This window comes from Gilvibacter sp. (assembly GCF_965601605.1).
Taxonomy (GTDB): Bacteria; Bacteroidota; Bacteroidia; order Flavobacteriales; family Flavobacteriaceae; genus Gilvibacter.
In genome coordinates, this window is the sequence record NZ_CBFCWJ010000032.1 from 97,930 (window position 1) to 111,825 (window position 13,896).

At 44.1% G+C, this 13,896-nt stretch carries 6 protein-coding genes; all 6 read right to left on the reverse strand.

Features of this window, described 5'->3' with window-relative positions; genetic code table 11:
- Window positions 1-2: 2 nt before the first annotated feature.
- Window positions 3-920: a hypothetical protein gene (locus ACSLP7_RS08895; protein ID WP_435578963.1), complete on the reverse strand. Its 918-nt coding sequence runs from the start codon at window positions 918-920 to the stop codon at window positions 3-5.
- Complete coding sequence (locus ACSLP7_RS08900; protein ID WP_435578964.1) at window positions 913-2,298, reverse strand: vanadium-dependent haloperoxidase; 1,386 nt, start codon at window positions 2,296-2,298, stop codon at window positions 913-915. Before ACSLP7_RS08900 ends, ACSLP7_RS08895 begins: the two co-directional genes overlap by 8 nt.
- Window positions 2,267-5,539 carry a VCBS repeat-containing protein gene (locus ACSLP7_RS08905; RefSeq protein WP_435578965.1) on the reverse strand — a complete coding sequence of 1,091 codons (3,273 nt, stop codon included), beginning with the start codon at window positions 5,537-5,539 and terminating at the stop codon, window positions 2,267-2,269. The genes ACSLP7_RS08900 and ACSLP7_RS08905 overlap by 32 nt, the downstream gene beginning before the upstream one ends.
- Window positions 5,532-8,870, reverse strand: coding sequence for a CRTAC1 family protein (locus tag ACSLP7_RS08910; protein WP_435578966.1), 3,339 nt, complete (start codon window positions 8,868-8,870; stop codon window positions 5,532-5,534). Before ACSLP7_RS08910 ends, ACSLP7_RS08905 begins: the two co-directional genes overlap by 8 nt.
- Entirely contained in the window at window positions 8,863-12,255 is a 3,393-nt protein-coding gene (locus ACSLP7_RS08915) for a VCBS repeat-containing protein (RefSeq protein WP_435578967.1), read from the reverse strand. The genes ACSLP7_RS08910 and ACSLP7_RS08915 overlap by 8 nt, the downstream gene beginning before the upstream one ends.
- Window positions 12,256-12,348: 93 nt before the next feature.
- A complete protein-coding gene (locus ACSLP7_RS08920) occupies window positions 12,349-13,896 on the reverse strand; it encodes a RagB/SusD family nutrient uptake outer membrane protein (protein WP_435578968.1) in 1,548 nt (515 codons plus the stop codon).

Here is a 13,896-nt window from a genome sequence, read left to right on the forward strand (position 1 = left end):
GATTATTGGTTTTTAAAAGGGAGATAGATCTCGGCTTCCCATTTAAGTGCATCACCACCCATATGCGGGTCGCTCTTGTACACTTCAAAAGGCAAAGCTTCTACCTCAAGATTCTTATTTTCCGCAGCTCTAAGCAGCCAATACCATGACTTTTCAGAGATGCTGTAGTTTCCATTAAAAATAGTCTTTATTCCGCTAAAAGCCTGAACCTCTTTAAATTTCACGATCGGAGAGGCCCCTAAGCTATCGCTGGGTTTTATCGGAAAGCAAAAGTCAAAGGAAATACTATCTGTTTTTTGATCCCAACGCGTGACCTGTAAAAAAGGATCTCCCTGGAGTTCTAGTTCATTGGTATTGATATAACCCATGACATCTGCAATATTGCCCATCATGGTGCGAGCTTTCTGCTTAGCAGTGGTCTTTACAGAAACGTAGGCACAAAAACGAGTGTCTATTTGTCCTTCTGAGATCTCATTGACTCGATAGCGTTCCCTGTAGTTTACCCATTCGGTTGCGAGATCCTCAACGGTCTTTATACTGCGCTTTACAAAATCAGTCTTATAAACAGGTGCGTAAAAATTCTGAACCCAAGTATTGTTAAGGTCAGTGATATAAGCAGTTACTTTAGTAGTACTATCGGTCTCTGGTTCTATTTCCCAGCGGTATTCAAAAAGGGAATCCTTTAAGCTGACCTTTTGCTGATAGGATTCATAAGGAACTCTTGAGATCAGTTCTACGCTGGAACTATCCGTCTCACCTGGAATAGCTAGCCACGCTCCAAGATTACTGTACACCAAACCCGCAGGATCTTTAGTGACAAAACTGATACGGTAATTGTAAGGCTTGATCAAAAAGTGCCAGGACAAAAGCAGCACCAAAGCCAGCGCCAATACCGTCCAAAATCCACTTTTTTTACTCATTGGTCCAGTCCAGTTTTTCAATAACTAAACTTCCTACACTTTTCCCTTGGTCGATTCCATTCTCCACCGCTGCGCGATAGTGAATTCCACCGTACATACGACTAATGGCCGCTTCCTTGGCGGCAGCATCAAATGATGCAAAGGAACGAGCTGGCAAACCGTAGGCCATTTCTGTATCGTCTAAAAAGGCGAAATCATCTCCGAAAACATCGGTCAAAACAGTGGCTGCGGCATTAGAAACCACAGAGTGTCCACTGGTGTATTCCGGGAACGGGGGTGTTTGCAAAATGGGCTCCCAATTCTCATCAATGTGTTTGTTGATCAAGGTTTCCGGACGCACTAAATTAGAACGGTACTTCTCTGCCCAACAGTTGATAAAACCGTCAAACAAGGCAATTGAGGTTTTGGTGTAGGCATAGATCGTTTTATTAAGATCTGCATCAGCTTGCTTACAAGCAATCTTGGCAATTCCCATCCAGTGGGCGCCAGGAGTGATCTTTTTAGTGGCGAACATCAAGTGACCGCGAGTAACAGAAACATAAGGATTACAGTCCCAGAATTGAGCGATCTCCACCTCTTCTGATTTGTCACCAGAAGCTGTGATCTCCTCACTGATATCATAAACTTCCTTCAGCTCTTTGTAGAAGGCACTACCTGGTTCCAAAGAGAACTTTGGGTGGTTCTTCGGCTTAAACTGAGCCGCCGAATCCAAAACCATTGGCCGGATCTTATTCCAGTGAGGTTCAATTCCTTCCATATAGGCTGGAGGCGTTGGTTGCCAACGAGCCGGATCGTCAATATCTACGGTGAATTTAGGCATGGTACGGGTTTGTTTGTACATATCTCCATCCAACCATGCTTTGATGTGATCGGCCACGGCCAATCCATATTCTTTTGAACGCTCAAACTGCTTTGGGTTCTTTGCTTCCCATTGGGCGTAAATGCTGTCTGAATAGGTCTGCATCATATCCTCAGAAAAGATGAGAGACTTACTGATCTCCATATGCGCAACAAGTGCAGCCACTCCTGGAACGATCGTATCGTTGTTCATTCGAGGAACTGGAGTTAGCCCCGGTAACTGAAGCGCTAAAGATTTATACTTTGGATCTGCTTGAGCCATGATCTCGTAAGCGGCTACATTGGGATAGGCATAGATTCTACTCGCCACTGGAGGCGAAAAGATATCGTGCACCATAACCTGTGTGATTTGATCTACAGCACTCTGAAAATCTGAAGCCTCAACCGTTAAGGGTTCGTAGACCACAGGAGTATCTTCCACTTTATCACCACCGTTATCCTTACAAGCCACTAGAGCTAAAAACAGGAAACTGCCAAAAAAAGGAAGGCTAAAGGTTCTGTTTATGCGATTCAATTTCATAAATCTGTGTTTTATCATTATTGAAGACTGCCAGCAAATACGGCTGACTGCCAATTTTTATAATCTGTAAATGTCGCAATGATTTTCTTAAAAACGCCAATTCTTGCGACCAAATTAGCTGCGGATCTTCCCCTGGAACAATCAAGGTTCCGGGCTGCGAATCAAAGCGTCCGTGGAACGGAATCACTCCGTCGTAATTTCCGCCTAAAAGAAGCTGCGCAGAACCGTCATTGAAGAAATCAAAGACCACTCCTGCATTTAAGGGTGCTAATTGCAGTTTTGAGCCGAATGCTACAAAATTATAACCTCCGTCGTCATTTCGCAAATAACCAGAGGCTAACTCATGTACTTTAAAGGTTTGAGCTTGGGCCAAGGCTTCTTCCCCCATTACATCGGTAATGGATTTTCCTGCAAAATCTGAGAAATTAGGAAACTTCTTTTTAAGGCTCACCATTTGCCCGGCAAGTTCATCCAAAGACAGTAATGGGTAATAGGTATCGCCGGTTTTTTGAGCCAAGACAGTCTCTGTGGCTCCATTAGCATCAAAATCCGCATAATACATCAATAGCGGATCTGCAGCGCTAGCTTTAAACTTCGCGTTGAGTCCCCAGTTACCCAACACCAGATCCTGATCACCATCCGCATCTATATCAAAGGGAATCACAAACTGCCATAGGCCGTTTAAATTTTTATCACTTATTGGGACCGCTTCAGTAAAAGCTCCATCTTTAAACTTAAAGAAACGCGGACGCATCCACTCACCTACTACGATCAGGTCCTTAGTTCCATCGGCATCAAAATCATGCCAAAGCGCGTCGGTAACCATCCCCAAGTCTGCAAAGATCTCCGGAATTGAACGCTCCAATTGACCGTTATTATTGATCAATAAATACGATTGCGGTTGACTCCCAAAATCATTGGTAACAGCGTAGTCTCCAACAAAGACATCCACATCTCCATCGGCATCAAAATCATGAGGAGCAATTACGCTGGCATTGGAATAGGTCTCTGGCAGTACTGTGGCAGCATCTGGCTGAGTTGATGAAATCAAACGCTCCCTTAAAGGATCAGCTTTGCCGTTAAAATCAGCACCCGCTGTGCCCAAAAGCAATTCAGAAGCACCATCACCATTTATATCTATAAAACTGGCAGCTACTTCTTCATAGACCTTGTCCGCCTCTAATTGCGGAAGATCAAGGGCAGTGATTCCAGATTCTTCAAGTCGATACATTGACGCCTTCTCAAACTTGGAACTCCCTATAAAAAGTTCGGTATTACCGTCTTTGTCCCAATCGCCAAGGGCAACTGCCGGACCTTTATCTGAAAGCCGGTAAGGCAAGAGTTTTTGACGGTTAAAATCGAGGTAATTGTCTTCTTTATGCGTGTGATTGAGCCCTAAACCATCAGCCACCAAGGTGAATACGGATTGGTTATCCGTTTCTCTTGAGATGGGATCCGATGATGCAGCTTGATCATTTGAATGAAGTTCAAGTCGTTGTCTTAAAGCTACAGCGCGCTGGACCTGTCTTTTTCCATCTGGCCAAATCACTACCAAAGAGTCCAAGGCAGTACTGTCCGAGAGTCCAAATTCTATCAAAGGTTCGCTGCTTGCCTGGAATCCGCGAGCCGTGTAAAGTTCTTTGTAGTACATTTTCCCTTGCTGATACGCAAAGGCTTTTGCACCGATTGAAAAAGGATTCTCTTCGCTTCCTTGCAATTCTAATTGTATATAATTGCCTGTGGATTCAATATCATTACGATACACTAAAAGCGGCGCATTCAAGACATTACTCACTACGTCCATATCCCCATCAGCGTCTAGATCTGCAAGTACAGTGGCGCCGGCGATCTGCGTGTCCTTTCCGATCCACGCTTCTGATTGATCAGAAAATTTGAGCTCTGCACTACCGCGAAATACTTTGTTGGAAATGGCTCCAGAAGGCATCATTTCCAAGGCCTTTTGATCCATTAACTTGGCGTTGTCTCGACTCTCATCAATAGCTCCAGAAGACACAAATCGAATGAAATCCAAGTCATTTGGGCGCTTTGGGATTCCGTTAGAGATCCAAAGGTCTTGATAACCATCTTGGTCAAAATCGTGAAATAAAGCCGCCCAACTCCAATCAGTAGCAGCGACTCCACTCATTAAAGCCGTTTCTACAAAATTTCCATCCGGCTGATTGAGAAAGAGCATGTTTCGGCTGAACTGATAGTGGTATCCGTATTGCAGCAGGCGCATACGCTGGGTTTGAAAATTTTCATCACCCTCAGAGGCTTTTACCACAGCTTCTTCCTCGGGAAGCATGTCTAAGGTGATCAAATCTGGACGTCCGTCGTTATTGATATCGGCTGCATCGTTCCCCATTGAGAACCGCGAGACGTGACCGAAGGCATCACGTAATTGCTCGCTAAAGGTTCCGTCAGTATTGTTGATGTAGTAGTAATCGTCTTCGTGAAAATCGTTTCCGATGTACAGATCAGGATAACCGTCATTGTTGAAATCAGCCACAGCCACACCCAAACCATAACTGCTGATCCCACCATAGATCCCCGCCGACTCACTGACATCGGTAAAAACACCTCCATCGTTGCGCATTAAGCGATCTCCCGTCTTCTCGTTACGCTTTTCTCGTTGACTGGAACGCCCAAAAGAGCCTTGCGTATGCACGGCATGATTGAGTAAATATAGATCGAGGTCTCCATCTAAATCATAATCCAGAAAGGCCGCAGAGGTACCGTAAGTTTGGGCATCCAAACCGTATTTGGCCGCTTCTTCTTTAAAAGTGCCGTCGCCTTGGTTGACAAAAAGTTCGTGATGACCTGTGAATCCATTGATCCCTACAACCGCACAAACATAAATGTCCAAAAGTCCATCGGCATTGATGTCTACCATTATAGCTCCGGTATTCCAACTGCTACTACCAGCAACTCCGGCAGACTCGGGAGCTTCTTCGAACTGAAAATTGCCTTTGTTGAAATACAATTTATTGGGCCCCATATTGGCGGAAGCATAGATATCCGGAAGGCCGTCACCGTTGACATCGCCAACGGCTAACCCACCTCCGTTATAGAAATAGAGATAATCCAGGATATTAAGACTATCAGTTTCTACTAAAATATTGGCAAAAGAGATCCCCGTGCTATCCGCAGGAAGCTGTTTAAAGGCCAAAGAAGGTGCTTGGTCTCGCTCCGTGCAGGACCACAAAAAGAAGAGTCCAGCAAGCAAGCTCCATTTACTCATTCAAACGATGAATTATAGGTTCCGAGTCGTTAATAGCGGTGATCATAAAACGATTGCCGTTGGCATCGGAGAAGATCTGCATATGTTTTACCTCGTCCTTCACGAAGAATCCAGAATCTTCATAATCTTGCCAAGCAAAGTTTCCTGCTCCATCATTGAGTAAGACGCTACCGTAGTTGGCATCCAATCGGGAATACTGAGGTTTGAATTCATAGTTGTTCCCCCCGAGCAGTAAATCTAAAGTGCCGTCTTTGTTCAAGTCTGTACATTGAATTCCGCAAACACAAGAAAGCTGCGCGCGTGCTGGTAAAGCAACGAATTTGAATTTTCCATCGCCTTCATTGATGGCCACCATGTTTTGAGAAGTGACTACTTCTTTCACCAAAGCACGACCCAATACCGCTGGAGTAAAGAGTTCTTGAATGCTCTTCTTGGCGTATTCTGAAGCGCGAAGGTTTTCCTTTTTAAGCGATACCATTTGGTTCACAATTTCCTTCTTTTGGTGGATCGGCATATCGCGACCGTCTAAGGTTTGTGTTACCAATTGTTCAATAGTCCCATTATTGTCAAAATCACTGATCCAGATCTTCATTGGACTGTCTGCCGTTGGCTTGTAGTGGATGTTCTCCCCTTGGTTTCCTAACACAAGGTCAAGATCTCCATCACCGTCTAGATCCGCAGCTTCAACCGCATTCCACCAACCTGTTTGTTGTTCCAAATCTGTGGTGACCATATTGAGCACACCATCTTGCAATTGATAAACCATTGGTGCTCCCCAGTCAGAAACGGTCAATAGTTCTTTGGTCTCATCGCCCAAAAGATCGATCCATAGAGCATCGGTGACCATTCCGCTCAAACGTGAAAGGTTCTTCAATACCTTAGCGCTGGCTAATTGAAATTGTCCTCCGCCCATATTCTCTAAAAAGACAGAAGATGGATCAATACCGTAAATCCCGATCACAGAACGAGCTGCTAGGAATACGTCCATATCGCCATCGCCGTCGTAATCATAAGGAGCTATAGCAGAGATATTCGTGGTTCCCGGCGGCAAATTCAAGGCTGCTTTCTGGAATACACCATTGCCGTTATTGATATAAATTCTAGCAGTCAATGAAGTGTTCTCATCACGCTGATTACCTCCTGAACCTACCATGAGGTCAAGATCACCGTCGCCGTCCATATCAAAGAAACTCGCTGCCGTGTCTTCAAATTCCGCATCTGCATCTAAGCCGGGTTGTTTTAAAGCACGCATATTTCCATTCCCACTGTGGAGATAGATCATGCCCGCTTGCCCTTTGGCTCCTCCGATGAAAACATCTTCATGTCCATCGGCATTGATATCTGCAATGGCTAAGGCAGGACCTTCCTGAGACATCTTTTTATAGATCATCCCTTCATAGTCAAAGTCCTCGTAATTATTCTCTTCGTGCGCGGCAAGACTAGTTTCCATCTCACTGACAAAGGTGGTCTTTGCCTCTGGCTTTGGAGGATTATAGGTAAGTTTGGCCGCTTCCATATCGAAATCGTAAGTAGAATTGGCAGCTAAATTTGTACGTACCTCCGTGCGGTCGTCTGGCCAGATTACGCGTAGTGAATCTATTGTAGTGGCTTTGCCCAATCCAATGGTCATTGGATGTTCCATAGAAGATTGGAACCCTCTTGACGGAACCAATTCTTGTAGTACCTCTTGTCCGTCATAGTACATGCGAACACGTGTTCCGATGGCAAAGCGGTTTGCCGCTGTCCCTTTGAATCGAAGTTTTACATAGTTATTGTCTAACTGCTCCGAATTATTTCGGTAGAGGAAGGAAGCCGTATTTACGTTGTTGACCACCAAATCCAAGTCACCGTCATTGTCTAGATCTCCGTAGGCAGCTCCGTTAGAGAGTCCAGGCTCACCCAAGCCCCATTTAACGGCCTTGTTGTCAAAAGTAAGATCACGTTGGTTGTGGTAAGCGTAGTTAGGTACAGGCACCACTGGCATCTTATCAATGATACTATCTATAGCCTCTTTTTTACCCGTCAGAGCCATCTTTTGAATGATCTCATTGGCAAAGAAATCCACAAAGTCTAAGTCCGTGAGGTCATGGTTTACCCCATTGGTCACAAAAATATCACGGTAACCGTCGTTGTCCATATCGAACATCAAACCAGACCAACTCCAGTCCGTAGCAGAAACACCGCTGTAATAAGCGATCTCTGAAAAGCTCCCGTTACCGTTGTTGAGCTGTAAGGTGTTCTGTATGTACTGCTGATAGAAATCTTTACTCTGCTTGAGTTTAAAGACGTTGTAGCCCTCAAACTCCATAACAGACTTTACGCGCTGATCGCCATCGGGCAGCATATCGGTAATGAAGATGTCTTGATTCCCATCGTTGTTGATGTCTGCCATATCAATACCCATAGCAGAAAGGCAAAGGTGGTTCATCCAATTCTTGATGTCTTCTGTGAAGGTTCCATCTTGATTGTTGATGTAGAGGTAATCACGCTCGTAGAAGTCATTGGAAACATAAATATCTGGCCAAAGGTCATTGTTGATGTCGGTGACCATAACTCCCAATCCAAAGCCGATCAAACTTCCGTAGATACCAGCTTCTTCACTGACCTCAGTGAAAGTGCCTCCATCATTACGCAAAAGCATATCTCCAACCCCACGGAACATTTTTGGCACGTCCCAATCTTGAGCGCGTACATCACGTTGATGCGCAAATCCTAAGGAAGTCACCGGAATATTACTATTGTTGAGAATGTACGCATCCAGATCTCCGTCTTTATCGTAATCAAAGAAGGTGGCGTGAGTAGAAAAGCCCGTCTCTGCCAAATTGAATTCAGCAGCTTTCTCGGTAAAGGTTAAATCACCGTTGTTGATGTAAAGATCGTTATCGTGATTGTCACCTTCCATGTTTCCGGCATTACTCACGTAAATATCCAAAAGACCATCTTGGTTGATATCAACCATATTCACTCCCGTAGACCAAGGCTTGTTCCCGGCAACGCCAGCAGTCTCTGTAATGTCTTTGAATTTAAAATTCCCCTCATTGAGGAAAAGTTTGTTTGGCCCCATATTGGCGGTCATATAAATATCCGCCAGCCCATCGTTGTTGATATCGCCAATAGCGACACCACCACCGTTGTAAAAGTTTCGGTATTTGAAGATGTTGAAATCTTTTTGATTCACCACAGTATTGGTGAAATCAAAACCAGTCTCTGCAGGGTCTGTCTTGGTAAAAAGGGTATCACTAACAACAGCGGTATCCTTTTCTTGGGGATTGTCCTCACAAGAGGTAAAGATTAGCCCTAAAAGGCCAAAAGTCAATAAGTATTTATTCATTGGGTACTTGAATAACATCATTTGATATTTCTAAAACAACCGCTTTGCCATTGTTACGGGTAACAATCACATGCGGTCGGTCATTTATAGTTATTGGTTGTATTGCTCTGCAGCTCCCCGCCAAATTTAAATTCGGATCGTTAATCGCTGTAAAGCCCGTTTTAGGATCAAAGAGCAATAATGCACCTTTCAGGGCGTCTAAACGTCCTATTTGCGTGCTGACCTCAGTGCGGTTTCCAACAAGGAAAACATCGGGAAAACCATCTGAGTTAAAGTCATTTACAAAGATATCATTCACTGCGGATATTTGTGCAGCAAATGGTAGTATAGTTGTGTTAAAATTACCGTTTCCGAGGTTTTCAAAGTAAGTAGAGGCAAGGGTTTCTACGGATTTTGTCGTTGCAGCACTCCAAAGGGCTTCAGGAAGGATGTCTTTAGTTTTCGCTCCAGCAAAATCAGCATACGACAAATAGTTCTTATTGATCTGCGGAATCTGTTTGGCGAGCTCATCCTTTGACGGTAAAAGCGTCTCTTGACCTTGATAATTATAGGTGATGAGTGTTTCTTCGGATCCATTGCCGTTAAAGTCACCACGATAGAGTTTTAAAGGATCTTGAACGCTCGCAGTAAGTCTGGAATTAAGCCCCCAATTCCCTGCGACGATATCTAAATCCCCATCCGCATCAAAATCAGCAACAACGGCAGTTTCCCACAGCCCGGAACTGATAGAGAAAACGGAAGGACTTTGATCCTCCAGCACGCCTTTATTGTTGATATAGAGTTGTGGAGCCATCCAATGACCTATCACTAAAGCATCGGGCCAATCATCCCCATTAAAATCATCCCAAACAATTTCTTTTACCTTTCCGAGCTCTGCCCAATCAGGCGCTCTCTGAGCTGTGACGTCAATAAATTTCCCATCACCTTCATTGGACAACAATACTTGAGAAGCGCTCGCTCCAAAATCTTTTGCCTTTCCATCTACAGCAATGCTGAGATCTAAGTCTCCGTCTCGGTCAAAATCCACTGCTGCAACACTTGCTGCATTAAACGAAAGACCCGCGAAAGCAGTGTCATCCTTTAGCATTCCACCCTCCGTGTTCCAATAGAGCCTAGGCTGAATGGCTTTACCGTCTGTGAATTCATTTCCTCCACTAACCACGACCAAATCTGGACGCCCATCGTTGTTGAGATCGGCAAAAACAGCCGCTACGTCTTCTGATAGTCTATCTGAAGAAAGGTCAATTCGGGAATCTGCTATAAAACTGCCATCGGATTGCTGCAATTGAAGCTCAGATGCCTGTCCTTTAGCGCCACAGAAAAAAGCGTCATCAAGACCGTCACCATTTACATCCGCTACTGCTACTCCAGGCCCTTCATTGGTACTGGCATAAGCAATGAGTGGATCCAAGTTAAATTCCAATGAAGCATTTTCTTTGTGGGTGAAGAGTTCGATAGCTGTATTCTTGAGATAGGACTCGTCTCCAGTCCACGAAACGCCTGTATGCATAAACTTATCATATCTCGAAACCCTAAGTTTAGTATTTATTTTAGGGTCATAGAATGCTGTATTCCCCGGAATTTCCCCTGTCCAGGATATAATGACAGAATCAATTTTGGTATCTCTGTCCAAACCAAAATGCAAGTTCGCATCCATCGAACTTTGATATCCACGCGTTGGAAACACTTCCTGATATTGCATGCCCGATGGTGTATAAACACGAACTCGAGCACCAATGGCTCTTCCATTGCCATTTGGAAGGCTATCTTCCTCAATCAAGTGACCATAATCATAAAGGCGTAGCTGCCAATAGTTGGTAGAATCTTTCTCTCTAGTAAGATTCTTATAAACCGTTGCAGGTTGATTCACGTTGTTGCAGACTATATCTAGATCTCCGTCATTGTCTAAATCCGCATAAATACTACCATTGCTAAAGGTCGGCACTCCCGCCACCCAATCTTTGGATTGATCAGAGAATTGTTGCCCATTTTCATTTTTGTAGAAATAGTTGAGCGTTTTCTTTTCTGGAATCTTTGCTACAAAGGCCATGTCTTCTTGTGTCATGCCTTTACCCAGACGCTTCTGAATGGCCTCATCTGCAATGAAATTGATGAAATCCATATCGTTGGTAGCACCAACAATTCCGTTGCTGATAAAAATATCCTTGAGCCCGTCATTATCAAAGTCTGCTATAAGAGGGGCCCAAGACCACTCTGTGGCAGAAACTCCACTTAAAAATGCGGTTTCATTAAAACGCATATTGCCTTGATTGAAATGCAAGGCATTTTGCATGTACTGCGGCGCATAACCGTTACGCAGGTAGTTGTTATAGGTGGAATACCCGAATTCAACCCCAGAGGATTTATAGGTTTGCAAATCTTCAGGCAGCATATCTACGGTAAGAATGTCGGTTAGGCCGTCGTTATTGAGATCGGCCAGATCCACACCCATAGTATAATGAGAAGTATGTCCGAGTGGGTTCTGATCACTGCTGATCTGCTCTTGAAAGACATGATCAAAACTGTTCAAATAGAGGTAGTCGTTCTCAAAGAAATCGTTGCCAACATAGATATCTGGCAGGCGATCATAATTCAAATAACTCACGCCCAGACCTAGCCCATAGCCTATAGGGCTTTGGTAGATTCCTGCCTCCTCTGAGATATTGCGGTAAATACCATTTTCATTGACATAAAGTCGATCCCCTGAAAGCGAATCGATTTGCTTGCGTTTACTTCCTCGCCCGTAATTGCTGTTTGGATTGACAGTATGGTTCATTAAAAACACATCAAGATCACCATCTTGATCGTAATCAAAAAAGGATGCCTGAGTGGAATAACCTTTGAAATCTAGGCCATACGCTACAGCCTGCTCTATAAAACTCGGTGTGCCGTCATCAGACACGCCTTGATTGACAAACAGTTTATTCCCTCCAACTTCTGGTGCCAAAGGAGCTACCTTGCTTACATAAAGATCTAGGAAGCCATCATTGTTTATGTCTACCGTTGTTACTCCTGTGCTCCAACCGGTTTCATCTAAGACTCCTGCAGACTCGGCTATTTCCTTGAACTTAAAATTCCCTTGATTTAGATAGAGGGCATTTGGACCTTCATTGGCAGTGAAGTATAAATCAACAAGTCCATCATTATTGAAGTCTCCTGCAGCCAGACCTCCACCATTGTAGTAATAAATATAATTCAGGATGTTTCGTTCGGGTCGGTTCTGTAGTTTATTCTCAAAATCGATTCCACTACTGTCTGCAGCAACGATCTCAAAACGGTAATCTTTAGTTACTTCTGGTTTTGAATCACAAGCCATCATCAGCAATAAAAAAAGGCTGATAAAACCAGCGAGAATGTGTGAATATTTAACCGATGTGGGAATCATTATTAAGCATCCGAAATGTACGATTTCAAGAAGGCTTAAACAAAAAAAACAGGCTCCTAATGGAGCCTGTTTCTATCTTGAAAAAGGAAAATTCTAGTATCCTTCGTTCTGAACCAAGTTAGGGTTAGAAAGAAGTGCGTTAATTGGAATAGGATACAAGTTTCTGAAGGTCGCCCCTACAGAAGCAGCATCTTTGAATTCCCAGTCACGAGTAAACTGTCCGAAACGCAACAAGTCATTACGTCTCCAGAACTCGTACCATAGCTCACGTCCACGCTCAGCTAACATATCAGCTTCTGATACACTTCCAAGTGGAGAAGCTCCACGAAGTGCTCTAAGCTCATTAACCATAGCAGTAGCGTCTCCGCCCATACGCATCATAGCCTCAGCTTTCATCAAGTGAGCATCTGCGTAACGGAATACGATCTCGTGAGAAGTAAACGATCCGTTTACTGGGTGATACTTAATCAAACGTACACCAGTAGCTTCACCGTTACCTTGAAGACCAGGAAGCTCCTTAGTAAATACTAGGTCGTTTCCAGGACGGTCTTTAAGTGGAGTTCCGTCTTCGTTGTACTGTTGGTTGATCAAGAATCCATATCCAATACCTAAGTTAGTATCGTCTGCATTAGATGCATCTGGCACCCATCCACGACGCTCTTCCTGACCGTCACCTACGTAGTTAGATGTTGGGTTTCCTTCAAAGGCATCGTAGAACTCAGCCAAAGTAGTAAATCCGTTCCATCCACCACCAGCGTTGTCTGGAGCGTTGATGTTGTAGTGCATACCATTCCAGATACGGTTACCTACAGAGGTAACAGCCCACCAGATGGTTTCGTTATCTACATCTTGCTTAAATAGATCAAAGTATCCAGCTTGCAAAGCAAATCCATCAGCAGCGATAGCATCAACAGCGTCGATTACCGCTTGATAGTCTGAATTGTCAATAGAACCTTTGTGACGCTCAGCGTTAAGACGCAACTTAGCCAACATAAAGTTAGCCGCAGCTTGAGAAGCACGGTTGGTCTCTGCACTTGGTCCTGTAGCAGGAAGATCTGGCAATGCAGTTGTCAAATCATTCAAAATGAAATCGTAAGCTTCAGCAGATGTAAGAACAGTAGGATTTACCTCTGGTCCATCATCTACATTTCTGAAAGGAGCAACTCCCCAGAAATCCATTACGAAATACATACTAAATGCACGTAGGAACTTCGCCTCAGCAGCTTGTTGAGCTGTCGGGCTTGAACGAGAGTCGATAACTTCCGAAGCACGGAATACGTTCTGGTTCAAGTTGTTCCAAGTGTTCAAAATGTACTGGTGTGTTGGAGACCAAGTGTGCGCGTGAAGCGTACGCCAGATTCCGTTATCACCCCAGTCAGTACCACGAGTTGGTACTAAGGTCTCATCAGTTGATACTTCGTTCAAAGCGAAGAAGTTCGCCTGATCACCAAGTTGCCCGTAAACATCGTTATATACGTTGTTAAGAGCTGCCTCAGCGTTTACCCCGTCAAAACCAACAGATTCGTCAGTAAGTACAGAGTCAGTTGCCTCAATCTCTAAGTCGGTACAAGAAATTGCCAAAAGAGAAACGAGGGCCATCGCTAGTAGCGATCTTGTGTTCATCAAAATGTTTCTTTTCAT